This window comes from Flavobacterium hercynium, from assembly GCF_002217285.1.
Lineage (GTDB): Bacteria > Bacteroidota > Bacteroidia > Flavobacteriales > Flavobacteriaceae > Flavobacterium > Flavobacterium hercynium.
The window spans coordinates 83,181-109,848 of sequence record NZ_MUGW01000029.1; the positions used below are offsets into that span (position 1 = coordinate 83,181).

Sequence of the window (26,668 nt, forward strand, 5' to 3'; positions counted from 1 at the left end):
TATAAAAAAAGCTAAACTGTAAAGTTTAGCTTTTTCCTATTTTCTTATTATTGAATTATTTTTCAATCAGCCTTAGAGCGATTTACTTTTAAAAACAATTAGTTTTTCCCTTGTCATATCATCGATAGTATAGGAGATTCCGCCCATTCCTAGACCAGAATCATCTCTTCCGCCAAACGGCATCCAATCTACTCTAAAAGCGGTATTGTCATTCACCATAACAGCAGTTGCATTTAGTTTTTTTACTGTATCCAATGCTACATCTATATTTTTTGTAAAAACAGCAGCCTGAAAATGAACCTCTAAGGCATTTGCTTTTTTTATTGCTTCTTCCCTATCAGTAAATGGATATATACATACAACAGGACCAAAAATTTCGTTTACGGATACTTTAGATTCTTCTGAAGGATTAAACAAAACTGTTGGCTGAAAAGTAGTATCCGAAATTTTTTTTCCTCCTGTAATTAACTTAGCTCCTTCTTTAATAGCTTCGTTCACCCATTCCTCTACTCGATTTACTTCTTTTGGTGTAATAAGAGAACCTACATCTGTCGCTTCATCAAACGGATTTCCAACAATTAATTTATTGGTTGCCATAGAAAACTGTTCCACAAAACGATCACAAATTTCCTGATTTACATAAATTTTCTGAACTGAAACACAAACCTGACCTGCGTGATAAAAACCTCCTTTTACCAAGTCAGGAATCATTTCGCTAAAATCGGCATCATGCTCTACAATTACTGGTGCGGCACCACCATGTTCTAAGGCAGATCTTGTTCCCGCAGCTAATTTGCTTTTTAATGACCAGCCTACTTTTGCCGAACCAATGAAAGAGAAAAAATGAACTCTGGAATCTGTTACTAATAATTCTGCTGTTTCATTGTCACACAGCACCACTTGCAGCCAGCCTTCAGGTAAACCGGCCTCTTTTAAAATATCCGCCAATGCCAAACCTGATAATGGCGTATTACTTGAAGGTTTGAATATAACCGGACAACCCGCAGCAACTGCTGTTGCAATTTGGTGAACTGCAAGGTTTAAAGGATGATTGAATGCACTAACTGCGACAACAACGCCAATAGGTTCTTTTGATGTAAAAGCCATTCTGTTTACAGAAGACTGAGTAAGTCCCATCGGAATTTGTTCGCCTTTTATCTGTGAGATATGCTCAGCGGCCAGTTTTACTCCTTTAATGGCTCTGAGTATTTCTGCTTTAGAATCTTTATACGGTTTTCCGCCTTCGCTAATGGCCAGATGAATCAATTCCTCACTTCTGTCACTCATAATCGAAGCTGCTTTCTCTAATATTTCAATTCTTTTAAAAGCCGGAATCCAATTCGATTGATCTTTAAATAAGTTCTGTGCGGTATTCAATATATTTTCAATCTCCATTTTATTGATAAGCGGTAATTCTTTTACCAGACTTTGATCATAGGGGAATATTACTTTTGTGGTCTTTTCCATAAATATTTCTTTTAAAATGTGAACTATAAAATCATGTTATCAATATCTAAAGTCAATTTCTCATGATTTGCTCCTTAAATTTAGTTCAAATTATCGATCATTACAAGCTGATATTCACATTATGAAAACTAGTAATGTACCGGCGTTGCTAAAATAATATCTCTTTTTTCTAATAAAGGAACAATTTGCCCTAAAACGATCTCTTGAAAATAAACTGATTCTCTATGTTGTAATACAGCATCATCATTAGTATATCCTTCGAATAATACGAGCGTGTTAGCATCTGAATTACTTTGATGAATGGTATAAAACAGATTTCCTTTTTCTTTGACACTTTCGTCATGTACCGTTTTTAATAAATTTAAAACGTTTTCAATCTGACCTTCTTTAACTTTCCATGTTGCAAAAACATGAACTGGATTTTGATTTTCCATTTTGATTTTTTTACAATTACTTTTAATTTATATCACAATAATTGTATTAACCTTCTTTGCAACTATTGGAGAAGGTCAATACAATAAGAAGCTTACTTTTTAGCTGCTTCCAAAATAACAATCATCTTTTCGGCCACTCCTTTTGCAGAAGCAGGATTTTGTCCTGTAACCAGATTACCATCAGCAATACTATGTGCAGACCAATTTGCAGCGGCATGAAATTTTGCTCCTTGTTTGGTTAATGCTGTTTCCAGTAAGAAAGGTACATCAGCGATAGCGTAACCTCTTTCTTCTTCGTCTGTAAAAGAAGTGATGTTTTTACCGTTTACTAAATAGCTTCCGTTGCTTAATTTTACATTTAGTAAGGAAACCGGACCGTGACACACTGCTCCAACAACAGCATTTCGTTCGTAGGTCTCTTTTATGACTTTTTTAAGCAATTCATTTTCCGGCATATCAACCATTGGTGCTAATCCTCCGGGTACAAAAACAGCATCGTATTTACTAACATCAACCGTTGAAAGTTTAACAGCTTTTTGCATTGTTTCCCAACCTTTTCCTGTTAGAAATGCAAGGTTAGATGGATCATTTGCTAAACTTAAGGCATCCAAATAGGGTGTGTCTCCAGTTAAGCTGGCAAAGTCTATATGATAATTTGCATTTTCGAATTCCGCATAAGGGTGCGCTACTTCTGGTAGAAATGTTCCTGTTCTTCTGTTATTTGGTCCAATTGCATTAGCATTAGATACAATAATTAAAATTTTCTTGTTCATTTTTGTTTCGTTTTTAGGGGTTGTTATTTGTTGTACTATTTTGCTTTCTTTTTGATTTTGTGCATAAGAAGAGAAAAAGGCAAGCATGGCTGTTAGAATCATCAATTTTTTCATTACTATAAATTTTAAGTGGTTATGAATTATTTATAGGGCAAATTTATGCCGGCTCTACTCCTCAATACGAGGAGGAAAGTCACAAAAAAAGTGTGACGGGAATCACACTTTGAGAATTAAACAGGTTTGTTATTTATTGCCGGAGTAAAGCCTGCTAAGGGTTTCACGGCTAACTCCGAGATATTCTGCTATATATTTCTTTGGAATTTTCTGCATGAGATTTGGATACAAAGCTGCAAATTCTTGATAGCGCTGTTGCGGATTATTAGAAAGTAATGAAATTACTCTTTGCTGAAGTGCCATATAACCTTTGGTTAATTTTACTCTAAAAAAGTGTTCCATTTTATGAAGCGTAACCGAGAGTTGTTCTCTGCCTTCAAGTGTCAGACATAATACTTCTCCGGGTTCCATACAAACTACATACATATTTGCCGGCTTTTGATTGAAGTAGGAAATATAATCCGACATCCACCAATTTTCTGTAGCAAATTGTACGATATGTTCCTTTCCTTCTTCATTAAGGTAAAAAACTCTGAAAATCCCACTCATTATGATATACTCATATTTAGCCTCATCTCCCTGCTGAATAAGATATTGATTTTTTAATACTCTTCTAATCGTAAAAAAGGGCTTAATCGATTCAAACTCTTCATCAGTAATTGGAGTAATTTCTTCAATATGTTTTCTCAGTTTTTCCATAGTTTGTTTTTAACATTTCAAAGATAGAAGATTTTAATCTGTCACCCAAAATGGGAGTAAAAGTTACAGGAGGGAAGGAAAAATCTACTACAAAATTATCTAGATATATTTTATAAGTAAAAAGGGATGAGTACAGTACTCATCCCCTTTTGTGTTGCTTAAAAATATTATCTTTCTACAAACAAAGCTTTTTATTTCGATTTTATCGTGTCTATTTTTTTTGAATTTACAGGCGCCATATCTAATGTATCTCGACGTCTGGATCTGCGAGGCTCTGCTTTTAAATTATTTAATTCGCTTTCTTCTGCAAAAGTGGTATCTTCTTTAAATTTCCCTGTAGAAATTTCAAAATTTTCTGCAGTCCCTGTAATTTTCATCGGAATATTAATAAGTCCCATTGGTGGCAATCCTAAGCGAAATCCAATATTCAATTTACCATCCATCGTAACCTGACCTTCGAGTTTCCCTCTAAAACCAGCCATTTTCATTGTTGTTGGCGTAATAGTCATTACATTATTTTTGATAGTTGAGTGAATGGCAATTTTATTAAATGACGCTTTTTCTAAGTCGGCTGCATCTGCTTTCTTAGCTACGTGATTTAAAAGTTTAAAGTTTTTAAATTTAATATCTTCCAATGTTAGTATTCCTTCTCCTTCTATCGATTTAAAATCAATATCCATATTTTCGTCAATACTTCCTGCAAATTGATAATCTACAGATACTAAACCATAAGCGTCTTTTGCCATGCTCACCATGTCTGCAAAAATAGGTATCTCTGCATAAGCACGCTGAATATCAAAATTATTGGCTTTAAAATGAGCATTGTATTTGGCCAATCGGCGATGTTGGGCTTTATAGTCTCCTGTCATTTCTATATTAGTGCCCGCCATATTAAAAGCTGCTTTGGTTATTTGAACTTTACGGTTGTTAACATCCAGCGTACCTATAAAATCATTGATTTTGTAAGTATCAAACTGAAGGTTATTCACCTTTGCTGTAATTTTTAAATCGGCTGTATTTGGTATTCTGATTACGTAATTCTTATTTTTTGCAGGAGCATTTTTAGCAGGACTTTCTATAGCTGTAGAATCTGTTTTTTGTTCTGCTTTTAGTGCTGTTTCTTCTTCGGCTTTTTTATCTGTGTATTTGGCAATCATGTCAAAAAACTCATTTGCATTGATGTGATTACTAAACAAATCGATCTCTGCTTTAAGCTTTTCATTGGATTGATGCAGGTACTTTCGATTAAACAGGTATCGCAAAACATTATGAATGTAACCGTTTAATACAATATCTGATTTACCGTATGTGGCATTAAAGTCCTCAAAGCGCATCTTATCTTTAAAGAATTTAAATGTTCCTTTAGAAATTTGAAATGTCTCCGGAAATAATGTACTCTTGATTACTATGTTTTTAGCTTCAAGCTTTCCTCCGTTTTTAATATTGTCATAATTTTTGGCATCTAAATCTTTTTTAGAACCTTTAGCAATAAGATTGGTCTGAATTATTCCTGAAATACTAACGTCTTTAATTGGGAATATTTGAGTTAATTTACCAATATCCAAAGTTCCCTGCGTTTTGATATTGTACACCAAATCATAAAGGTTAGTAACTTCTCCTTGTACTTTAAATGGAGATCCTGCTAATACAAATTCAGCGGGTTGCAATTTTACATTTAAATCCTGTCCTGTACCTTTTTGACTGGTTACAGCCGCACTCAGGTTTATATTTTCTATTGGAATATTAGGGAATTTAAGTGATTTTAAATATCCGTTTTTAATGTTTACGATTGTTTTGGAAGATGGATATTTTTTCTGCTTACGGTTTAAAACTCCGTGCATACTCACTTTTAAATTTAAATCTCCCCTAACTTCTAAACTGTCTAATGGATAAAATTTGTGAACTTCAGCAAGGTTAATTTTAGATTCTAATTCCGTATCTACAGTAAAAGGATATAGTTTGTGAAGCTCAAATTGACCACGAACATAATTATCAAGTGCTTCTACATTTAAATTGGTTACTTTACCGGTAACGTTGCGTAAAATACTGTCTTTAGCCGTTAAATTTAAATTTAGGCTAACATTTTTGATAGCATCATTTTTCTTTACATTTTTTAAGTATCCGTTTTTTAGACTCACGCTTAACTGAAACTTAGGTATACTTTTTATAATGGTATCTATTTTATTCAAACGCTGACTAAAACCTAAATCACGTAAAAATGTACCATCGGCTTTTAAGTCTAAAGCAATGTCTCCACGAATGTCATGCTGGTTTAAATTTAAGGCTTCTTTGAATTTTGCTAAATCTAAGTTGGCTTTTATAGCGGTTTTTATTTTTAACTTTTTAAAACCTTCTGAATGAAAATTAAGTACTGTTTTCCTTTTGTCCAGACTGAAGGAAAGGTTTTCTAAATCAAACTTTATTTTATTAATATCTAAATCTTTAACCAAAGCTTTGGCTGTAATATCAATATCTTTTACCGGTTCCTTAATTTTCTTATAGGCAATCGTACCGCTATTGATTTGTAAATCTGCTGAAACAACCGGTTTTTCTGATTGATCCTGCATGTACTTTCCCTTTGCAAAAATTCTAAAATCTATATTTCCTGTTATGGTCATCTGTTCGCGCCACTTGTCGTAAGCAGGCGGAACAAGTGATAACATTTCTTCTAAGGTAGAATTTTTAGACTGCATACGCAGATCGAAATCATATCCTCCTTTTATGAAAGCAAAATAACCATTGAAGGAGAAAGGAAAATTTTTAATTCGAATTGTATTGCGCTCAAATTTAAACTTAAGCGCTTTGGTATCGATATAGGTAACAATTTCAGCATTTATAGGTTTACTGCGCACATAATCAACGCCCTCTACGCTAAAATCAAACGTCTTAATCTTTACACTCGAATTAAGATCAAAATAATCGGCACTTAAATCGCCTTCTCCTTTGTAGTTAAGATCCTGAGCTTTAAATTTTAAAAGCGCACTTTTATCATTGTAGTTTATATTGGTTTTATTGACAACGACACGTTTAATTTTAAACTCCGTTTCAGTAGTATCTGCAGAAGGTTTTGAGGGTTTTACAATATCAAAATTTGCGTGTCCGACAGCATCGATTTCAAAATTTAAATTGGCGTCGTCCAGATAAACAGCATCTAAAACAATTTTACCTTTTAGTAAACTATAAAAATTAAGTCCGACCGCAGCTGTTTTGGCTTTTACCACATTTTTTGAAGCAAATTGAACTTTGTTATTATCGATACTAACGTTTTTAACATAAACAATTAATGCCGGAAAATGTTTAAAAACAGAAAGTCCAATTTCATCAAAGCGTACTTTTGCATCCAGATTCTCGTTTGCAATACTTTCTATTTTATCTGTTATTTGATCTTTAAAAACATAAGGAATAATGGTTAGGATGATCACCAAAAATGCAATTAGGGATACTATAGAAATTGCAGTGATTTTTAAAATCTTTTTAGTCATTTTTTTTCAACGTATTTATAATAAGGGATTAAAAACAGCGCTTTAATCAATTGAACACTTGTGTAGCGGCTTTAGTGCAATCTTTTAAAAAAGCTTTGCGTCATTAGCGCAAATCTATTGAATTAATTTTACTCTTGTAATAAAAAACAGTTAAGGTCTTTTTAAATCCGTTATTGTAAACTAACGAATAATGATGAAAAGTATTTCACAATGCATTGAATACTGTAAAAAATAAAGAAGCCCCTTTCATTAAAAATTTAAGGGGCTTCATTGTATTTATTCTAATCGTTAACGCCAGCCAAGTGCCGGGGCAACATGTTCCAGTATAGACGATAATATATGTACATTGTAATCAACGCCCAAAGTATTAGGAATCGTTAACAATACTGTATCTGCTTCCTGAATCGCTTCGTCTTGTGCCAGCTCAGCAATAAGTTTATCCGGTTCAGCAGCATAACTTTTTCCAAAGATGGCGCGCTTATCACGTTCTATATTACCAAAACTATCAGAACCTTTGCCCTGATCGCCAAAGTAATATTTATCCTGATCATTGACCAATGCAAAAATCGAACGGCTTACCGAAACTCGTGGTTCGTGTTTATGTCCTGCCTTTTTCCAGGCTTCCTTATACAATCTGATTTGTTCTGCCTGCTGGATATGAAATGGTTTACCATTTTCGTCATACTTTAGAGTAGAACTCTGCAAATGCATTCCCTTTTCAGCCGCCCATATCGCAGTTGCATTAGATGCAGCTCCCCACCAGATGCGCTCACGCAATCCTTCGGAATATGGTTCCAAACGCAATAATCCAGGCGGATTTGGAAACATTGGAAATGGGTTTGGCTCAGCAAATCCTTCACCACTAAGTTTATCCAAAAATTCTAACGCTTTTTTGCGTCCCATATCAGCATCGGTTTCGCCTTGTTCCGGTTCATATCCAAAAGAACGCCAGCCATCGATAACCTGCTCCGGTGATCCTCGGCTGATTCCTAATTGCAAACGTCCTCCTGAAATCAAGTCTGCAGCACTGGCATCTTCGACCATATAAAGCGGGTTCTCATACCGCATATCGATCACTCCGGTTCCAATCTCTATTTTGCTTGTTTTAGCACCAATAGCCGAAAGCAAAGGAAAAGGTGATGCCAACTGTCGTGCAAAATGATGCACTCTAAAATAAGCACCATCTATACCAATCTCTTCTGCAGCAACTGCCAAATCAATAGATTGAAGAAGTGTATCGGCTGCTGTACGAGCTTGATAGGACGGATGATTGGCCCAATGCCCAAACGATAAAAATCCTATTTTCTTCATATATAGATTATTGTTAATAATTATGGAATCAATACGGCACGTCCTTTAATTTGTCCCTGACGCATTTTATCATAAACTTCATTAGCCTGATCTAAGGCAAACTTTTCAATTTCAATATGAATTTTTTCCTGTCTTGCCAATCCAACTACTTCCATCAGCTCTGTACGAGATCCCCAATAAGGATTCGTCATCGTAACTCCAAAAGGCAATCCGTTCATACTGTATTGGTAATATCCTCCTCCGAGACCCACAATGGTTAAGTCTCCATCCATTCCCACTACTTTAGTTCCCAACTCTATTGTAGAGGTTGCTCCTACAAAATCCAAAATTACTTTCGCTTTTTGTATTCCGGTAATTTTTAAAATCTGCTCTGCTGCATCTGCATCTTTTGAATTAACAGTATATGCGGCACCTAATTCTTTTGCAAAGGTCAGCTTATTTTCTGTAACATCACAAGCAATTATTGCTGCTCCTGAAATTTCTCTTAAAATTTGTATGGCAACGTGACCAAGTCCGCCAACTCCTATAACTACAACATATTCGTCCGGCATCAGTTTAGGAAGTGACCTTTTAATTGCTGAATATGGGGTTAATGCGGCATCTGTTAATGGTGCAGCAATTACAGGATCCAGATCATAAATAGGTACTAATAACCTAGAAGATGGTACAAGCATATATTCTGCCATACCGCCATTAAGTCCTAGTCCTCCTCCGTAACCCAGTTCGCTTTGATGGTCACAATAATTTTCTTTAGACTGCTGACAAGGTTTGCAATGTCCACAACCCCAAGGTCCGTATACTAAAACGGCATCTCCTTTTTTATAATCTTTTACCGTTTCTCCAACAGCTTCAATCCAACCGGCATTTTCATGACCAAGGGTAAATACCAAATCTCCTACTGTACCTTCATCAATAATGTGAAGATCAGAATGGCAAACTCCTGCTCCTCCTATTTTTAATAAAACCTCATCTCCCTTAGGAACCGGTTTCTCTAAATCGTTAACAACCCTTACATCTTTATGTCCAAAATAACGTACTGCTTTCATAATTTATTGTTTTAATTTCATTGCTTCAATTAGAAGCAATTTACAAAAAATGCAAGCAGCCTTTATAATACAGTTTTTTAAATTTTTGTTAATAAAAAAAGGCTGTTTCACATTGGTGAAACAGCCTTCTAATATTGTGTAAAGAGTTCTCTAATTCATTTTTTTAGTATAAATAGTTAAGAGCGATAACATCATTAGAGTTGAAATTTCCTGTCTCAGATGAACTGAAACATGCTCTCATGTAAGATGTTGAATCATATCCTGTAGGTGTTCCAGGAATGTGGATTGCTCCAACTCCTGCTTGACCTTCGTTTGAATTTTGTCCACAGCTTTGACGAGTTGACCAGTCAGTATGACGTAAACCAATACAGTGACCAATTTCGTGTGCCGCTACGTGTGCGTTTACATTTACTGAGTAAGAATCTAATCCAGAATACAATGTAACTGAGTTATATGGATTTCCTCCTGTAGGGAAACCAGCTACCCCACCGGCAGATCCGGTTTGTCTTCTTACAACAATGTTTGCACCTGATGTACTTGAGCTAAAAGTTAGATTAAATCTAATAGTTAATCCTAAATTATTGTATCTATTGATTGCAGCTGTCAATCCGTTACGCATATTTGTACTTAAAGCTGTTGTACCAGTTCCTGTTAATCCAACAACGTTAATAGTTTTTGGAGCAGATACTAAATTTGTAGTACGGTATTGTTCTGTTGTGATACCTCCGTGAATGTCAGAATTTTTTAATTGATCTGCTGTAATCACGATATCTCCTTCTACTAAGAAAGCATCTTCGGTAGTACCATCCAGATTAGTGTGTTTGATCACTTGAACATCAGAATTATTTAGTGAAAGTGCACTAATTTTATCTAATACTTCTTGTGTTACTTTAAGAGATTGTTCAGTAGGTTGACTTGCTTGGTTTGTTTGTGCAGCATCATCTTCTTTGTTACAAGACACAAATACTAGTGCAATAAACGATAAGGCTACAATTAAATTAATTTTTTTCATAATGGTTTAGTTTGGGTGTTAAAAATAACTTTACAAATAGAGATCTTTACACAATATTAATAATGTTAAATTTCAAATTTAGATAATTTTCATATTAAAATACTTATAAAAATAATATTTAACAATTTTAACACTTTTTGTTATATTATTCAATATCAAATTTTTACAAAAATAATTATCTGAATATTCTTTCATTACCAGTAAAATCAATAGCTCCACAGTATTTTATTTGTAAGTTTTACTACCATTATTTAAATGTTATATTTTGATTAAACCGTTATACAAAAAACTTAAAAAATCATTTTTTTGTAACATTTTGACTAAAAATGAGACGCAAAAACAGCATAAAACGTCGTAAAAATGTCAAGATTCTTACCAAAACAAAAAATCATAAAATTTTTACAAATATTTTAATAACTTTATTGACCTACAACAATTGCCCTAACCTATATAATAAATGAAGAAACTTATAACTTTTCTCTTTTTTATGATTTCGACAATCAGTTTCTCACAAGGTGCTGAAAAATGGAAACAGTACCTAAAAAAAGAAAATGAAACAAAATTGGAGAAATACTATTTGACTTCTTTAGAAATTGCACATCTCAACAAATACAAGATTGTAAAAAAGCTTGACAACACTTACTGTATTGTTGAAAATGAAAACTTAACGGCTAAGCGATCTTCAAAAGAAATTATCCCGGTTAATAATTTATGGAAATTACCTTCTAATTTTTCAAATCACAAAGAAGACAAATACTATACAATAGCAACGGATTCTATCAAAGCTTTACTGATAGATTTACAGTCACTTACTATTTCTGATATTAAAATACTAGATAATCATCTCGTAGTCATAAGAAGTAATTCTAAAAAAATTATGGATGAAATCATCCCTTTAAATACTGTATCGGCCGTTTCTCAAGAATCACTGCAACCCAAAGGCGAATCTAAAATACCAGACCAAAATTTTAGTATCAATGCTATAAATAAAGCGACTGTTAATTTTCCTCTTCTAAAAGGTGAAAATCAAATTATAGCAATAAAAGATGATTTGTTTAATATAAACGATATCGATTTGTTAGATAAGTTCGTTCCTTCTTCGACACAATCTGCTCTTGTGTCTAGCCACGCAACGGCCATGGCGACTATAGCAGCGGGATTAGGGAATAGTTCTGCCTTAGGAAGAGGAGTTGCTCAAAAGGCTAAGCTGCAATCGTCTGACTTTTTGAATATTTATCCTGATGAAGTAGCTTCTTTACAAGGTGCAACTACGCAAAATCATTCTTATGGAACGGAGATTGAAAACTTTTATGGTTCGCTTGCTAATGCCTACGACGTACAATTATTCTCCAATGCTAATTTGACGCATTGTTTCTCGTCCGGTAATACGGGAGTTCAAGGATATAAATCTATAACAGGAAATTTTAAACAATCCAAAAATAGTATTGTAATAGGTTGTATCGATCAAAACGAAGTAATTCTACCGTTTTCTTCTACAGGTCCTGCCTACGATGGAAGAGTAAAACCCGAGTTAGTTGCCTTTAGTAAAGAGGGAACTTCCAATTCGACAGCCTTAGTAACAGGAGTTATTACACTGATGAAAGAACATTATAAAACGATAAACAATATCGATTTGACTAATGCGCTTACAAAAGCCATTTTAATTAATAGCGCAAAAGATTTAGGAAATGAAGGTCCTGACTTTACTTATGGTTACGGTACTATTGATGCCGATAAAAGTTTAAAGACGATCAGCGCAAATCGATTTGTATTGGATAATTTAGCTAATGGGCAGACCAATTCGCATTCTATTGCGGTTCCGGCAAATGCTAAAAACTTAAAAGTAACATTGGTTTGGAATGACTTACCTGCCGCCATCAACAGTAATATAAGTTTGGTAAACAATTTAGACCTAGAAGTTATTTCGGCTGATAACACGATTTTCTTGCCCTGGATTCTTAATCCTGATGCTCCTCAACAAGAGGCAGCAAAGGGAAAAGACAATATTAATACCATAGAGCAAGTAACCATTGAAGATCCGGCAGAAGGATCTTATACTATCAACATTATAGGTTCATATATTTCGAATACGTCTCAGGACTACAGCATCGCTTACGAATATGAAGTGGCAAATCAATTTGAATGGAATTATCCTGTTAGTAATGATAATTTCCCGTATGATGGTAAGACGATTTCTCCTTTTAAATGGAATTCTTCTTTTTCCGGTACTTCCGGACAATTATCTATTAGTTATGATGATGGGTTAACTTGGGAGAGTATTGCAAATGATGTAAATCTGGATGGAGAACAATTCACTTATAACCCTTCCGAACAAAAGTTCTCGAAAGCAAAATTAAAAATGATCGTTGGTGGTAACAATTTTATCTCTGATAGCTTTACTATTTCTTATGATTTAAACATCAGCACGAGTTTAGTTTGCGATGGTACAACAGAAATTAACTGGGACAAACCCGCAGATGTAACTTCCTTTAATATTTATCAGCTTATCGGAGATCATTTAGAATTTAAAGAACAAACGACAAGCACTACTTATGCATATACTGATGGCAAAACACATACCGTTACTCCTGTATTTGACAATAGTGAAGGAATAAAAAGTGAAGCTACCTTGCTGTATGCTGAAAATTCTAATTGTTATTTCGAATTGGCTTTGGCAGAAGTTCATGAAGAGAATAAAATAAAGATTGACGCCAGTCTTTTTAGCCTGCACAATATAAAAAGAATTGAACTGGTGAAAATAGTAAATAACGCTGAAGTTATTATTAGCACAATCGATGATGTTAATTCAAAAACATTCTCTTTTTTAGATCCTGCTCCAATAAAGGGAAACAATACGTATAAGATCAACATCATTTTAGAAAACAATACTATAATAAGTTCTTTACTTCTTGATGCTACTTATTTAGGTGATGATTTGTTTTTTGTGCATCCCACTCTGGTACGCAAAAACGAAGAACTTATTGTTGAAGCTAAAAAAGAGGAAAACAATACCTTTTATTTGTACAATAGCAGCGGACAAAATATAATTACTTCTTCACTGCTTTCTAAAAATAATCAAGTCAATCTAAAAAATACCGCCGCAGGGATCTACATCTATAAAATAGTTACTGGCCTAGGCGAAGTGCAAACAGGGAAAATTGTGATTTTTTAATTAGTACAACCAGACTTTAAACACCAACACTAAATTTCTCCGTTTCTGTTGTATTGAGATGTTTTATTTTTTTGATTTTATCGTTTAATTTTAAAATACGATCCAATTGCTTTTGCTGAATAGTATATTTAGTATAATATTTATACCATTCTTTTCCAATAAAAAAGGTTGTCACAGAAACACCTGTGAGTAAACCAACAAAGTAATTTGTAATGTCCATAATTTCTATTTTTTTAGTTTAAAAAGCATTTTTATCTCCTTTTAAGGTTACAATAACGGTTAGCAGGCAAATTTTGATATCGGTAATTAAATTCCAGCGTTGCAGGTAGTGAATATCGGTAGTAACGCGTCGCTTCATGTCTGATACTTTTTTAGTTTCGCCTCTGAGTCCTGAAATCTGAGCCAGACCAGTAATTCCGGGTTTAACAAAATGACGAACCATAAAATTATTAATATGACCATTGTAATCAGATGTATGTTTGATCATGTGCGGACGTGGTCCTACAACACTCATTTTTCCCATTAAGACATTAAAAAACTGAGGCATTTCATCTAAACTCGTACGACGAAGAAATTTTCCGATTGGTGTAATTCTGGCATCTTCTCTTTTTGCCTGTTCGTTTTCATCACCTACATCTGTATACATACTCCTGAATTTATAGCACCAAAATGGTTCATTTTTTTTACCTGTTCTCATTTGTTTAAATAAAACAGGCCCTTTGCTTTGCTTCTTAATCAAAATGGCTAATAACGGATAGAGCCATGATAAAATGAAAATAATTACCAGCAGGCTAAAAGCAATATCAAATATTCGCTTAATTAATCGGTTGTAGGCATTTTGCAGCGGCTCAAAGCGGGGTTTGATAACATGGAAATTATTTAAATTACCGGAGTTAAAATGTTTTTTTGAAATGGATGAAAAATCAGGAACAAATTTCAGACGCATACAATATTTATCCCCCAGCTCAAAAAAGTAATTCAAGTCTGAAATAAAATCCGGTTTGGATACAATGTACAACTCATCGATTTTTTCTTCAGATGCGTTATGAATAGCTTCTATTAGTGCTGCGCTAAATTGTTCGTTGTTTTTGTATTGTGCAGCTGAATTTTCGTTGAGAATACCCACAAAGTGAATAAAAAAAGAATTACTCTCTAAATGCGATGCTAATTCGATACTCGTTTTATTAAATCCCCATATCGCGACTGTATACCGTTTGAAAACCCACCCTTTTATTTTTTCTATTATTACAGTAAATAAAATTCTGGACAGTAAAAAATAGAGCAGTAAAAAACTTAATTGAAATAAATTTGCCCTGCTTTTAAAAAAATGCAGCACATCATCCTGAAATATAAAGATGTAACTGTGCCACAGAATTCTTTGTGTAAAAAAAGCACGCCAGCTGTTACGAAAAAAAGTTTCCAGATTAAATAAAACGTCTACTTTATACAATTGAAAATAGGTAACGGCGAATAACCAGCTTAAAATTGTAATGGGGATCATCTTGTCCAAAAATAAGGCATTCCAGCCTATTCTTTCTTCGCTTGCAAATTTTAGGAACAATATCGTACCCAAAATCATAGCGATCATGTCTGCAATAGCACAGCAAATTATAAAGGTAAATTTATGTCTGTTTCGCATTTCTTATTTTTTTTAATAAATTGTAACCTATTAGCCCTACTATACTTCCTGCAATTCCAAAAAAAACATCTATTAAAGTCGGACTTCTTCTAATAACTATAAATTGTCCTGCTTCTGCTATGCAAATAATTAGTGCTGCGACACTTATATTTTGTATAAAATTGATCTTTTTGTGCTTTTCTGCTCTATTTGAATTCCTGAAATCAGAATAAGCTTCGAGTAAGAAGCCAACCGCTACAAAAGGAACAGCGGTTCGTAAATTGTAATAACGATTGCTCCATTGTAAAAGCCAGTTGGGTAAATACGTTTCACTTCTTAGACTGGAATCCGGAATCCAGGAAAAATAAAAAACGATACTAATAACCAGAAGCAGTGCCAACATTATTGTTTTATGAGACATTTTGAATTATTTATTTTTAGCATATATGATTTTGTTTGTCTGAGTTGTTTTTATCCAAGCGTATTAACTTAAACTTCTTTTGTAAATCAAACCTCTTTTGTACCAAGGCTCCTTAACTTTTGCTTCCTGATATTCATAGCCGTATTTTAATCCGTAACCATATCCGTAGGCTCTTTTCATATTTACAGCGTTGATCAGGATACCAACATTTTTTAGGAGGTCTTTTTTAATAAAATTATTTACATGAACTAAATTACTCTTATCCGTATAATCATATTTTACAACGAATACAGTAACATCGGCTAAATAGCTAAAATTGAGCGTGTCCGAAACAATCTGCACGGGAGCAGAATCCAGTATTATAAAATCATAAAGGTCTTTTGCTTCTTCAATTAAAGCTTCAAAATTAGAATTGGATATTAATTGAGAAGGATTCGGAGGTGTTTGTCCAGTAAAAAGAATATCAAGCGTATGAGAAAAATTGGTGTCTTTTTTCAGAAATGCTTTCCAGTCATTACTTTTATTCGCTAAAAAATTAGTAAGTCCTGCTTCGTTTTTATCTATTTTAAAATAGTCATGTAATTGAGGATTTCTTAAATCAACACCAATCAGTAAGACTTTTTTATTATGATTGCTCAGTGTAATCGCATTATGAAAGGCACTAAACGATTTTCCTTCGCCCTGAATAGAGGACGTAAACAATATAACATCTCCCTTATTATCCTTTTTTCTGGGCAGTAAATAGGATACATTCGAAACCAGAGCACGACTTGCTTCTGCAATTAAGGAACGTGAAGTAGCGGTGTTGTCTAACTTTTCGCTGGTATCTATTTTAGGTATGAATCCTAAAATAGGAATATTGGTCATTACTTTTTGAATATCTTCTTCATTGTGTATTTTGGTATCTAAAGTCAAACGAAGATAGATTACTCCAAAAGGAAGCAGAAATCCCAATAAAAAAGAGGCTGATAAAAAGGATATGGGCTGTGGGAAAATTGCAGAGTAATTGGTTTCCGGAGCATTTAAAGTCTTTAGATTCGATTCTAAAATAGCGCTGTTTAAAACAGCTTCTTCTTTTTTTTGCAATAATGCCACATAGGTTTCTACCTTCATCGTTAGATCATTATTGATATTGCCCAATACTTTATCTTTTGTGGGAAGACTTTTGATATTGGAATCCGTAATGCTTTTTTCGGTTTTGTTAACCCGATTGTTTTGATTTAAAAAGTTCAAATATCCATCTAAAGTATTCAAAATCTGTTGCTTTTGATTCTGTAATTGGGTTATTAAAGCGATGTAGGCCGGATTGTTTTTTTGCGCTCTTTGCAGAATTACTTCACTTTCCATAAGTGTAGCATTATAATCCGAAAGCATCTGATTGACTGTGGGTGCATCTAAATTATAATCGGTACCCAGCGTCTGGGCTTCACCAGATTTTTTGATGCTGCTAATCGCGTAATAAGTCAGCTTAATTTGCTTTTCATTAAGCAAAGAAGTCTCTTTCTTCTGGCTTCTATCGGCGGTTTGTTCGACGATGTAGCTATTCATTACGCCTATATCATTATTTTGCAGGTACTTTTCTTTGACGCTTTCGATCGAATCTTTTTCTTTGGTAAAGTTTTTTATTCTTTGATTTAAGTAAGCAACCGTATTGGTAAATAATTTTTGTTTGTTGATTACAATATTTTTATCCAGTAAAAAGATAATTTCATTTAATATTTTTCTTGAAAGCACAGGACTTGATCCGGTATGTTTTAATTCTACTGTTCCTTTTAGCTTTTCATCAGCTAAAACGCTAAGCGATGTTTTAAGATTTTTTAAGGCAATTGCCGTAGGTTCCATGCTTACTTTATAGTCACTTTCAAAATAATACGATGGATTCTTCATTGCCTTTTCAGACAATATAATTTTAAATGGTAAATCTTTTACAGACTGATTTCCTTCATATCCTTGTATTCTATAAACTTCCTTAGTTTCTGTATCGGTTATTACAAATCCCTCTTTATTTACTTTTATATCGTAAGAAGTAAGTGGCAGCGAATCTTTAGAAACCGTCAATTTTAAAATAAAAGGAACCTGATTTACTTTATGATTTTGAACTGTATATACCTTCTCAAAATAGCTCACATTTAAATTTACCTTTTTTATAACGCTCAGTAGAAATTCATTAGACGTAACTAACCTGATTTCTTCTTCTAAATTATCTTCATCATTTTTTTGACTTGTACTGATGGTAATTATTTTGGTTTTGTCTTCTTGTTTTTTATCAATAAAAATCAAAGCTGATGTCTGATAGGTAGGCGGTACTACTTTGATAAAAATAAAACCTGCACTTACACACAAAATAAGGCTTAGCAAAAACCATGGCCAGTAGTGTAAATACTTTAGAAATTCTTTTTTAAAATCCATAATTTTTTATTTAGATATATTCGGATGAATAATAAAATGTATAAATCAATTTACAATCAATAAAATGACTGCCAGAAGAGAAGCTGTAATACCCAGCAATTGAATAGGATCTCTGATCACGCCTCCGCTGTTTACTTTTAATTTATTGGGCGTTACCACAATAACATCATTTTGTCTGATTCGGTAATGGGGATTATTCATCCATCCTGCCGTAGTCAGGTCTATATGATAGACTAAACGTTTTCCGTCTATTTCACGAATAAGTTTTACATCATTTCGTATCGCCCAATATGTTAGATCTTTTGCCAGTCCTATGGCATTCAGTAAACTAATAGATTCTTCGCTAAAAGCAATTACACCCGGAGAATTGACTTCTCCCAAAATGGTAAATTTATTATTGAGCACTCGAACCTGAACTGTAGGATTGACTAAATAACCTTCCTTTATCAGACGTTCTTTTATTTTGAGCTCCGCTTCTGTCGGGGTTAGACCTGTCAATGTTATTTCGTTTAAAACCGGTAAAGTAATATTTCCTGTAGGCGTAACCAGATAACCGGACAGTTTCATCATTTCTACTGAGTTTTGCGAATTCGAAATGCCGGCATTTAAATTAAAAGGCGCCGCAACCAAAGGATTAAGATCCCCAATATCAACTTTTAAGATATCATTAGGCTGAATTTTTGTCGAGGTATAATTTAAGTTTGAATTAGCATACATGTCTAAATCCTGCATATACAATGTTTGTTTCTTGGTTGTACAAGATTGAAGCAGCAATAAAAACAGCAAGCTCATCAAAAGGAAAATTTTCTTCATATTAATCGTAGTATAAATTATTTTTAAGGACTTCTTTATTTTCTAATGCACGATGTATTGTCTTAAAGCAATCGTTTTTTTAAGAAAGACAACCGCAATTGCAGCTAAACCGTGAAACTTGTAAATTTTGTAATCTTCATGTAAAACTTCAAAAGCACGTTTTAGGCTGGTGCTCATGCCTCCCATTCTCATTTTAACGATATAGGCATCGATGTAACTCATTCTAATTTTGTATTTGTACAGGTATCGAAGCAGAAATTCAGTATCAGAGGCAATTTTAAAATCGAGATTATACAAGCCATTTTTATCAATTACAGCTTTCTTTAAGTATACTGTGGGATGCAAAGGCAACCAACCCGATCTTATCTTTTTGAGACTAAAGATGCCTCCTATGCGGTCACGGATTAAAGACTCGTGTTCATCATTCGAAACATATACGCCATCACCATAAACACCATCGATATTGGGTTCACGGGCAAAACGGGCAGCGATTCTCTGAATAGCCTTTTTATCATAAAATTCATCATCAGAATGCATTAGACCAATAACATCACCAGTTGCTAACTGAAGTCCTTTGTTGATGGCATCGTACATACCTTTATCAGGCTCAGAAATGTATTTAAAAATACGATCCTTGTACGACTCTATTATTTCTTTGGTTCCATCTGTAGAATTACCATCAATAATAATGTATTCTATGTTTTGATAATTTTGTTCTAACACACTTTGAATGGCTTTTTCGATAGTAGCCTTGCGATTAAAACATACCGTTATTATAGTTATTCTTATCATAATAATTCTTTTTAAGGATAATATTTACCTGAATTTAAAGAGTGCAAAAACCTGACTCCTCAACATTCATTGGGAAAAGAGAGCAGCACTAAATCGTTTTATTTTGTAAAAAGCGGGCTGTTATAACTTTAGAAGCAGTGTGTCAAAATAGCTGATAGTTGCAGCCAGCCCTACTTTCAATTGTATTTTGGGTTCCCAGCCATTGAGTTTGTTTTTTGCTAAGGAAATATCCGGTTGTCTTTGTTTGGGATCATCCTGAGGCAAATCAAGATGAATTATTTTTGAATTTGAACCTGTTAATTCAATAATAGTCTGAGCCAGTTCGAGCATTGTAAATTCATTTGGATTTCCAAGATTTACAGGCCCTAAAAAATCAAGGGACGAATCCATCATTCGTATCATTCCTTCTACTAAATCATCAACATATTGAAACGAACGGGTTTGTAAACCATCACCAAAAACGGTAATATCTTTTCCCAGCAATGCCTGCACAATAAAATTAGAAACTACTCTGCCGTCTGCCGGATTCATATTAGGACCATACGTATTAAAAATCCGGATGATTTTAATCGCAACCTTATTCTGATTGTGATAATCCATAAACAAAGTCTCAGCACAACGCTTGCCCTCATCGTAACAGGAACGAATTCCAATCGGGTTTACGTGTCCCCAATAACTTTCGGTTTGAGGATGTACCAGCGGATCACCATAAACCTCACTCGTACTAGCCTGCAATACCTTAGCGTTGACACGTTTGGCTAATCCGAGCACGTTTATAGCGCCCATAACAGACGTTTTTATTGTCTTTATGGGATTATATTGGTAATGCACCGGAGATGCCGGACACGCCAGATTGTAAATTTCATCGACCTCAGCATAATAAGGTTCTGTTATATCGTGTCTTACCATTTCAAAATACGGGTTATCGAGCAGTTCAATTATATTGGATTTTGCTCCCGTAAAGTAATTGTCCAGACAAATCACTTCATTTCCTTCATTCAACAATCTTTTACACAAATGCGAACCTACAAATCCGGCTCCCCCAGTTATTAATATTTTCTTCATTTTAATTCTATGTTATTTTTGAATGAATCGACTTTGGTCTGAATTTGAAAAAAGTAATGCGACTTAAAACGTGCCAGATAAAAGCCCTGCTTACCATCTAAAAAACCTAATTTTAAAAAGTAAACTCCTAAAAAATAAACTGCCGGAAGTAATCCTGTGTTGAGAAGACCGTATTTAATTTTTTGATTGACGGATAAAAAAGCATTTTTAGTTTGCTTCAGCTGCAAATAGCGTTGCGCTTCCCAGGTAGAATACGCATTGTGTTTTGCGATATAATGTTCTAAATTTTTAAAATCTTTATGAACGACTTTCGATTTTATAACGCCAACCTTACCTTCGATAATAGGATGTTCGTGTACTTCCATATCCAGATGACTCCACAAATCTTCTTCTACTTTTTCATACGCTCCTTTGGATTTCTTAAAAAGAGCTGACTTTTTAAATCCGTAACCGTACCTCATTTTTTTACCCATAAAATAGTTTTCAAACTGTATGGTAAAACCACTATAGGAATCATCCTGAGTTTTAAAAGCTATTTCGTCGATAAACTCATCCGTAACAAATTCATCGGCATCTAAAAACAAAATCCACTCATTTAAAATTTTTGCATTTTGCATTGCCCAATTTCGTTTTTTTGGAAATTTGCCATTCCATTGAAATTGCAATACTTCAGCTCCCATGCCAGAAGCAATAGTCACAGTTTCATCAGTACTTCCTGAATCTACCACAATGATCTGAGTAAATCGCTTTAATTTATCCAGACAAGAGGGTAAATTTAAAGCTTCGTTTTTGACGGAAACGATTACAGAAATTGGAATTTTATTCAAAGCTTCTCGGTTTTATAAGTTTGGCAGGATTCCCTCCTACTATGGTATTTTTTTCAACATTTTTGATCACTAGACTTCCTGCACCTACAACAGCATATTCGCCTACCGTTACACCCGGCATTATAAAAGCTCTCGCTCCGACAAAAACACCTTTTTGTATTGTTATTTTACTTGTTATCAGGTTCATTGCTGGTTTATCAAAGGCATGAGTTCCCGTACACAAATACGCTTCCTGCCCAATCGTGGCGTGTTCAAATATTTCGATAGGGCCGAGTGTGTAGGCATTCGCCCGATCACCAAGACAGGCATGATCGTGCAGCGTTAGATTCCATGGAATTTGAATTCTTGCTCTTTGGTGTACAAATGGTTTTCCGTAAATTTTACAGCCAAATACTTTCAGCCAGAATATTCTCCAGACATTGGCCGGTTTTGGCGTCCAGCTGCAGAATAAGATCCAGACATATTCCCAGAGTATCATTTTAATGCGCTGTTTTACAGACCAGGGCGAATCGTAGGGCGAATTTTGTGCATATTCCTGTTTCATTACTAACTTGATTGGATTCTCATAGATTGAAACTCACTTAAAAATTCTGCTGCTAATTTTTCGGTAGAATGTGTCTCATTTACCATCAAACCTTTTTGTGCTAACTCGTTCCTCCATTTCGGATTGTCTATTAAATCTTCCAGGTATTTACTCAAAATTTCGACTCTTTGTCTGGAGCGATGATCGAAACATAAACCATTTTTATTATGAATTAAAAAATCTTTAAAACAGTCTAAATCAGAAACTATCGTGGCGCATCCCCAACTCATCGCTTCTAATGGTGAAACCCCAAAAGTTTCCCCTTGTTCTGCTACCGAAGGATATACAAATACGGCGGCTTTTGAGTATAGTTTGTTTAATTTATCGATATCAAAAACAGGTTCTAAAAATATTACCTTGCTGTTTTTGGCTAACGTTTTTAATTCAGACAAATAAGCGTCTCCGCCGCCTCCTGTTTCTGTAGAATAAGGTCCTACAATAAGCAATTGCCAATCTTTTGCGTGAAGCGCCGCAAAAGATTTTATTAAAATATCTAAGCCTTTTTCAGGATGTATTCGTCCGGTATATAATATTATTTTTTCTTTTTTAGAAAAGTCAATCGGAGTTGAATTTTTAAATGGTAATGTATTTGGAATCATAACTACTTTGTTGAAGTATTCCTGATCAATTTCCTCTTTTATTGCTTTTGCCACGGGACTTGAATTGGCTCTTAATCGGGCGTTTTTGGTATAAAACTTCATTTGCCCTTTTGGCATTCTAGCCACATCGATCATACACTTTTGTTTTTGTTTTGAGGATAATAAAATAGGAAGCCAAAAAGTATTAGAAACAATAATATCCGTATTACCGGCAATTTTGCGAACGGCTTTCAGGGTATAAAAAAAATCTAAAATCTTGAGGATAATTCCTGAAGATGGCGACTTATATCCTTTTACACGAACGTGATGAATTCCGGCTTCGTTTTCGGCATTCAAAAATCCTTTGTATGATTTTGAGATGTAATTTACTTCGTGACCCCGACTAACAAATTCTTTTGCTAAACCGTACCATCTTTTTTCTACGGCTCCTCCTAATAATGGCGGTATCGGAAAAAATGCACCCTGAACTATTGTTATTTTCATTGCTTTAATAAAGTGTTATATAATTCAATCATTTTTTTGCCTATAATCATAATGTCATATTTATCTTTGACCAGTTTTTGTCCGTTTTCACCCATTGTTTCCAGTAAATTGGGGGATGCTGTAAAGGCTTCCTTCAGACTCTCTTCTAAATTTAATACTGATAAATCAATCCACCAGCCGCATTCATGTGTTTTTAGATCTTCCCAGGGTGTTCCCATTGTAGTTATTACAGGTACACCAACTGCTAGTGCTTCTGCTACTACAATTCCAAAGTTTTCGCTGTATGTAGGCAAAACCATAATATCTGCGGAGCGCAAAAAATTCCATTTTGCTTCCTGATACACTGCTCCAACAAAATATACATTTTTTAAATCGAGACAGCTTCCTATTAGGCTTTCAATATAATCGGCATTTCCGTTTCCGGCTATTTCCAGAATCCAGCCTTTGGTATCGCAATTTCGCCAGGCTTCCAACAAAATTTCAATTCCTTTTTTGGGATGAATACGGGATAAAAACACCATTTTTTTGGTTCCGTACAGTTTCTTATTTTTTTTAATATCGCTTAAATAAATTCCGTTTGGAATGGTATAAATAGGGTTTTTAAATCCCAATTCGAGAAGATTTTCAGCTTCCATCTGAGCCGTTGCATGCAGGCAGGCAGATTGTTCGATGGCTTTTTTTTGGTATAAATACAGCGCCAGTTTTTTCTTTAACGGATTATGAGCCAAAATCCAGGGTTCTAGCATACCATGAGGTGAAATAATGACTTTGATGCCCAGTTTTTGTGCTGTGTTCTGAAAACCCCAATTTTGAGGACTCCAGATTCCATTAATGTGTACAATATCCGGTCTTTCACTTTGAAGAAAAGCATGAAATTCTTTAATTAAAGAAAACCAGCGCAATATTCCGTTATGAAAAAACTTTATGCCCACGCCATCAATCGTTATGGGATCGCTGGACATTCCGGTTGCTATACTAAACGTGGTGTCATGTTTTAGTGCTTTACTCAGCAAACGTATATACTCTGTTGTTCCGCCGCCACTTTTATCGATACTGGCTATATAATGAATTACTTTCATACAATAGAATTAATTTCTTTATAAACATTTTCGATAGCATTTAAAGCATTATCTGTAGTGAATTTTTGTGCTTGTTGTACTGATCTTTTAATTCGCTCTTTCATTTGAAGTTCATCAAGGGAAATAAGCTTTTCTAAAATACTTGCCGAATCTTCTTTCCACTTTTGCAAGGGTAAAATATCAGCAGGTCTTTTATCAATATAAAAAGCTGCCGAGCCTCCTATTTCGTTCATTGGCGATCTGTTGGTGGTAATAACAGGACAGCCGGATGCCATTGCTTCGATTATGGGCCACCCAAAACCTTCGTCTAAAGAAGGAAACAATAAACAAACCGCTCCGGAATAAGCCGTATTAATATACTCATCAGATAAATTATTGATAAAATGAATATCTGATTTGTAAGGTGATTTTTGGTATAAATCAAGTAATTCAGCTGAAGGTACCGCGCCTATCAAAAGCAATGGAATCTTGCCGGAACTTGTACTGCGCCAAAAATCATATATTTCTATTACGCCTTTTCTGTTTTTATAATATTGGTTTCCGCCAATATGCATAATGTATCCTGCTGATAATTGCATCTTGACTTTTTTTCCTAATAAACTGCGTGATACAAAAGGAGATAATGCATAAAATGGACGGCTCAATCCGTTGTAACACACTGTTGAACTTTCTATTTTACCCCGATGTAATGCGTGTAAATCTTCCTTTGTTTTTTTAGAAATTGAAATAAAATATTTTCCTTTTGAAAAACCATTCCTAATATAATTTTGATACTGTTTACCTGAAAATGAGGTATGATTTTCCGGAATTGTTCCCAAAGCCGATTTTAAAGCTAAAAAATCATGACAATGCACAATGTGTTTTTTATGATGTACTAAGGGAACCCAAGGTCCTAAAGCCTGATCTGCAAATACGTAAAGATTTTCTTTTGAAGATCTACGGAGTTTAAACCACACTTCTAAAGGAAACACAATATACTGATCGGCGTAGCCTAACCATTTTTTTAAAGATTTGATGTTAGAAAGTCTGTAAAATCTGGCTTTGGGCGTCCAGACTTCTACTTCATGATTTCTTTCTTTCATTCCGTTTAATAGCATATTAGCATAACGCGGCATACTTTGATGCTCTAAAAATGGAGGATGTGTGAAAAGGACAATTTTCATTTAGGCAGTTTTTGGTTTAATATTTATACTTGCTGCTAATAAACCGGTGACTATTACAGAGCATCCCAAAATACTGGGTTGCGCCCATTGTCCCTGCGTAATCAAAAATAAAGCGGTACCGCACAATGTCATGGGCAGCAGTTTATACTTACCCGGCAACTTAATTGATTTTAGAAGCAAATTGAATGCTAAGACCAATCTTAAAACAATAAGGCCTCCGCCAAAAATGAATCCCTGTTCTCCACTAAGCCGATTTAATTCTCCTTCTGAAACTAAAAATTTTCTTTTTCCCACTAATAATTGTGATCCGGCATTCGTCCCCATACCTAAATTGCCAACAAACAAGGGTGCATGAAATAAAGAAATTATGGGTTCTGTAAATCCAGACAATGCTCTGGCAAAAAAGGAATCTTTCACGCTTCCGCTCTGCCCATTGGCGGTTTCAACCCTGCTCATAAAAACTTCTGTACCTAAACTAAAAATGACTGTGGTTTTTTGCAAAAACACGAACAAACCACCAATTAGTACAAGAGTAAATGCCAATCTGATTATGGATTTAAAACTGGTAGAAGAACCCAAAAAAGTAAAAAAACCAACTAAAATTACACCACCAACCGAAGTTCTGCTAACGGTAAGCGGCAAAGCAATAAGTAAAGCTATTGTACTTGCAATCAATAAAATCTTTGAACAGGCTTCTTTAGACAACCAGAAATAAAAGACGAATACAGAAAGGAAAATATAAAAAGCGGATAATCCTGTTGTAAAAGAAAAGGTACCAGAAGGGCGAAAATACCCCATTGAGCCAGAAAAACCAGCACTTCCTTCTCCACCAATACCTACATTAATAAACGAAGTCTGAGGGCTTATAAACTGGAAATAAACAATTACTGTTACCAAAATATTCACCATCAACATAACACGTCCTAATTTCAGTAAATCTTCTTTTTTTAAAACTTCTCCAATTATAAAAATTAACGGAAAATGAAGCAGCATAATTCTGGCGCCATATAAGCCTACAAAAAGATTACCATGTCCAAATGTTAGCGTAATGACCAATCCCAATAAGGTAAAGACCAATGCTAAAATGATATAAACATTTAAAAATTTCACATTCAAATAAAAAGCCCGAAGAATTATAAAAATAGCAACAGGATCACGTACTACCAGCAAAGGCGTGGCCAATCCAGGAAGAATCCATTTGCGTAAAGCGCCTTCAAAAATCCAAAGTAAAAAATACAGCCAGATCGCTGCTTTTATCGATTTATAATTAGGAGTACTTTCTTTTTGTGTTATTGCATTCATTACC

General features: G+C 34.4%; 22 protein-coding genes. 1 reads left to right on the plus strand and 21 read right to left on the minus strand.

Features of this window, described 5'->3' with window-relative positions; all coding sequences use genetic code 11:
* Positions 1-72: 72 nt before the first annotated feature.
* From B0A66_RS14540 to B0A66_RS14575, 8 genes are all read right to left on the minus strand, one after another.
* Positions 73-1,467: an aldehyde dehydrogenase family protein gene (locus tag B0A66_RS14540; protein WP_089050576.1), complete on the minus strand. Its 1,395-nt coding sequence runs from the start codon at positions 1,465-1,467 to the stop codon at positions 73-75.
* A 128-nt stretch (positions 1,468-1,595) separates the two neighbouring features.
* The gene (locus B0A66_RS14545) at positions 1,596-1,901 is read right to left on the minus strand and encodes a putative quinol monooxygenase (RefSeq protein WP_089050577.1); all 306 of its coding nucleotides are present in this window, start codon (positions 1,899-1,901) and stop codon (positions 1,596-1,598) included.
* A 92-nt stretch (positions 1,902-1,993) separates the two neighbouring features.
* Positions 1,994-2,788: a type 1 glutamine amidotransferase domain-containing protein gene (locus B0A66_RS14550; RefSeq protein ID WP_208862593.1), complete on the minus strand. Its 795-nt coding sequence runs from the start codon at positions 2,786-2,788 to the stop codon at positions 1,994-1,996.
* Positions 2,789-2,917: 129 nt separating this feature from the next.
* Positions 2,918-3,487, minus strand: coding sequence for a Crp/Fnr family transcriptional regulator (locus B0A66_RS14555; protein ID WP_089050578.1), 570 nt, complete (start codon positions 3,485-3,487; stop codon positions 2,918-2,920).
* Positions 3,488-3,678: 191 nt separating this feature from the next.
* Complete coding sequence (locus B0A66_RS14560; protein WP_089050579.1) at positions 3,679-6,969, minus strand: AsmA family protein; 3,291 nt, start codon at positions 6,967-6,969, stop codon at positions 3,679-3,681.
* 288 nt (positions 6,970-7,257) lie between these two features.
* Positions 7,258-8,280: an LLM class flavin-dependent oxidoreductase gene (locus B0A66_RS14565; protein ID WP_089050580.1), complete on the minus strand. Its 1,023-nt coding sequence runs from the start codon at positions 8,278-8,280 to the stop codon at positions 7,258-7,260.
* 20 nt (positions 8,281-8,300) lie between these two features.
* Positions 8,301-9,326, minus strand: coding sequence for an NAD(P)-dependent alcohol dehydrogenase (locus B0A66_RS14570; RefSeq protein ID WP_089050581.1), 1,026 nt, complete (start codon positions 9,324-9,326; stop codon positions 8,301-8,303).
* A 163-nt stretch (positions 9,327-9,489) separates the two neighbouring features.
* Positions 9,490-10,338, minus strand: coding sequence for a M57 family metalloprotease (locus B0A66_RS14575; protein WP_089050582.1), 849 nt, complete (start codon positions 10,336-10,338; stop codon positions 9,490-9,492).
* Between the two features lie 457 nt (positions 10,339-10,795).
* Between B0A66_RS14575 and B0A66_RS14580 the strand changes: the two genes are divergently transcribed.
* A complete protein-coding gene (locus tag B0A66_RS14580; protein ID WP_089050583.1) occupies positions 10,796-13,510 on the plus strand; it encodes a S8 family serine peptidase in 2,715 nt (904 codons plus the stop codon).
* 16 nt (positions 13,511-13,526) lie between these two features.
* On the opposite strand, the gene B0A66_RS14585 is transcribed toward B0A66_RS14580, so the two are convergent.
* From B0A66_RS14585 to B0A66_RS14645, 13 genes are all read right to left on the minus strand, one after another.
* Positions 13,527-13,730 (minus strand): hypothetical protein, encoded by a 204-nt coding sequence (locus B0A66_RS14585; protein ID WP_089050584.1) that lies wholly within the window; start codon positions 13,728-13,730, stop codon positions 13,527-13,529.
* Positions 13,731-13,748: 18 nt separating this feature from the next.
* Positions 13,749-15,149, minus strand: a complete 1,401-nt coding sequence (locus B0A66_RS14590; protein WP_089050585.1) for an exopolysaccharide biosynthesis polyprenyl glycosylphosphotransferase — start codon at positions 15,147-15,149, stop codon at positions 13,749-13,751.
* A complete protein-coding gene (locus B0A66_RS14595; protein ID WP_123868245.1) occupies positions 15,133-15,549 on the minus strand; it encodes a VanZ family protein in 417 nt (138 codons plus the stop codon). Before B0A66_RS14595 ends, B0A66_RS14590 begins: the two co-directional genes overlap by 17 nt.
* Before the next feature lie 63 nt (positions 15,550-15,612).
* The gene (locus B0A66_RS14600) at positions 15,613-17,958 is read right to left on the minus strand and encodes a GumC family protein (RefSeq protein ID WP_089050587.1); all 2,346 of its coding nucleotides are present in this window, start codon (positions 17,956-17,958) and stop codon (positions 15,613-15,615) included.
* Positions 17,959-18,003: 45 nt separating this feature from the next.
* Entirely contained in the window at positions 18,004-18,771 is a 768-nt protein-coding gene (locus tag B0A66_RS14605) for a polysaccharide biosynthesis/export family protein (protein WP_089050588.1), read from the minus strand.
* Between the two features lie 42 nt (positions 18,772-18,813).
* Positions 18,814-19,563 (minus strand): glycosyltransferase family 2 protein, encoded by a 750-nt coding sequence (locus tag B0A66_RS14610; RefSeq protein ID WP_244283501.1) that lies wholly within the window; start codon positions 19,561-19,563, stop codon positions 18,814-18,816.
* Between the two features lie 120 nt (positions 19,564-19,683).
* On the minus strand, positions 19,684-20,628 hold the full coding sequence (locus B0A66_RS14615; RefSeq protein WP_208862594.1) for a UDP-glucuronic acid decarboxylase family protein: 945 nt from the start codon (positions 20,626-20,628) through the stop codon (positions 19,684-19,686).
* Complete coding sequence (locus tag B0A66_RS14620) at positions 20,625-21,455, minus strand: glycosyltransferase family 2 protein (RefSeq protein ID WP_089050590.1); 831 nt, start codon at positions 21,453-21,455, stop codon at positions 20,625-20,627. The genes B0A66_RS14615 and B0A66_RS14620 overlap by 4 nt, the downstream gene beginning before the upstream one ends.
* Positions 21,448-21,999 carry a DapH/DapD/GlmU-related protein gene (locus B0A66_RS14625; protein ID WP_089050591.1) on the minus strand — a complete coding sequence of 184 codons (552 nt, stop codon included), beginning with the start codon at positions 21,997-21,999 and terminating at the stop codon, positions 21,448-21,450. The genes B0A66_RS14620 and B0A66_RS14625 overlap by 8 nt, the downstream gene beginning before the upstream one ends.
* Positions 22,000-22,001: 2 nt before the next feature.
* Positions 22,002-23,120 (minus strand): glycosyltransferase family 4 protein, encoded by a 1,119-nt coding sequence (locus tag B0A66_RS14630; RefSeq protein WP_089050592.1) that lies wholly within the window; start codon positions 23,118-23,120, stop codon positions 22,002-22,004.
* Complete coding sequence (locus B0A66_RS14635; RefSeq protein WP_089050593.1) at positions 23,117-24,199, minus strand: glycosyltransferase; 1,083 nt, start codon at positions 24,197-24,199, stop codon at positions 23,117-23,119. Before B0A66_RS14635 ends, B0A66_RS14630 begins: the two co-directional genes overlap by 4 nt.
* Positions 24,196-25,362, minus strand: coding sequence for a glycosyltransferase (locus tag B0A66_RS14640; RefSeq protein ID WP_089050594.1), 1,167 nt, complete (start codon positions 25,360-25,362; stop codon positions 24,196-24,198). Before B0A66_RS14640 ends, B0A66_RS14635 begins: the two co-directional genes overlap by 4 nt.
* Complete coding sequence (locus tag B0A66_RS14645) at positions 25,363-26,664, minus strand: hypothetical protein (RefSeq protein ID WP_089050595.1); 1,302 nt, start codon at positions 26,662-26,664, stop codon at positions 25,363-25,365.
* Positions 26,665-26,668: the final 4 nt, after the last annotated feature.

Bases quoted from the DNA above. Each gene is read 5' to 3' on its own strand.
- B0A66_RS14540 (WP_089050576.1), bottom strand. From the start codon at position 1,467: ATGGAAAAGACCACAAAAGTAATATTCCCCTATGATCAAAGTCTGGTA.
- B0A66_RS14545 (WP_089050577.1), bottom strand. From the start codon at position 1,901: ATGGAAAATCAAAATCCAGTTCATGTTTTTGCAACATGGAAAGTTAAA.
- B0A66_RS14550 (WP_208862593.1), bottom strand. From the start codon at position 2,788: ATGAAAAAATTGATGATTCTAACAGCCATGCTTGCCTTTTTCTCTTCT.
- B0A66_RS14555 (WP_089050578.1), bottom strand. From the start codon at position 3,487: ATGGAAAAACTGAGAAAACATATTGAAGAAATTACTCCAATTACTGAT.
- B0A66_RS14560 (WP_089050579.1), bottom strand. From the start codon at position 6,969: ATGACTAAAAAGATTTTAAAAATCACTGCAATTTCTATAGTATCCCTA.
- B0A66_RS14565 (WP_089050580.1), bottom strand. From the start codon at position 8,280: ATGAAGAAAATAGGATTTTTATCGTTTGGGCATTGGGCCAATCATCCG.
- B0A66_RS14570 (WP_089050581.1), bottom strand. From the start codon at position 9,326: ATGAAAGCAGTACGTTATTTTGGACATAAAGATGTAAGGGTTGTTAAC.
- B0A66_RS14575 (WP_089050582.1), bottom strand. From the start codon at position 10,338: ATGAAAAAAATTAATTTAATTGTAGCCTTATCGTTTATTGCACTAGTA.
- B0A66_RS14580 (WP_089050583.1), top strand. From the start codon at position 10,796: ATGAAGAAACTTATAACTTTTCTCTTTTTTATGATTTCGACAATCAGT.
- B0A66_RS14585 (WP_089050584.1), bottom strand. From the start codon at position 13,730: ATGGACATTACAAATTACTTTGTTGGTTTACTCACAGGTGTTTCTGTG.
- B0A66_RS14590 (WP_089050585.1), bottom strand. From the start codon at position 15,149: ATGCGAAACAGACATAAATTTACCTTTATAATTTGCTGTGCTATTGCA.
- B0A66_RS14595 (WP_123868245.1), bottom strand. From the start codon at position 15,549: ATGTCTCATAAAACAATAATGTTGGCACTGCTTCTGGTTATTAGTATC.
- B0A66_RS14600 (WP_089050587.1), bottom strand. From the start codon at position 17,958: ATGGATTTTAAAAAAGAATTTCTAAAGTATTTACACTACTGGCCATGG.
- B0A66_RS14605 (WP_089050588.1), bottom strand. From the start codon at position 18,771: ATGAAGAAAATTTTCCTTTTGATGAGCTTGCTGTTTTTATTGCTGCTT.
- B0A66_RS14610 (WP_244283501.1), bottom strand. From the start codon at position 19,563: ATGATAAGAATAACTATAATAACGGTATGTTTTAATCGCAAGGCTACT.
- B0A66_RS14615 (WP_208862594.1), bottom strand. From the start codon at position 20,628: ATGAAGAAAATATTAATAACTGGGGGAGCCGGATTTGTAGGTTCGCAT.
- B0A66_RS14625 (WP_089050591.1), bottom strand. From the start codon at position 21,999: ATGAAACAGGAATATGCACAAAATTCGCCCTACGATTCGCCCTGGTCT.
- B0A66_RS14630 (WP_089050592.1), bottom strand. From the start codon at position 23,120: ATGAAAATAACAATAGTTCAGGGTGCATTTTTTCCGATACCGCCATTA.
- B0A66_RS14635 (WP_089050593.1), bottom strand. From the start codon at position 24,199: ATGAAAGTAATTCATTATATAGCCAGTATCGATAAAAGTGGCGGCGGA.
- B0A66_RS14640 (WP_089050594.1), bottom strand. From the start codon at position 25,362: ATGAAAATTGTCCTTTTCACACATCCTCCATTTTTAGAGCATCAAAGT.
- B0A66_RS14645 (WP_089050595.1), bottom strand. From the start codon at position 26,664: ATGAATGCAATAACACAAAAAGAAAGTACTCCTAATTATAAATCGATA.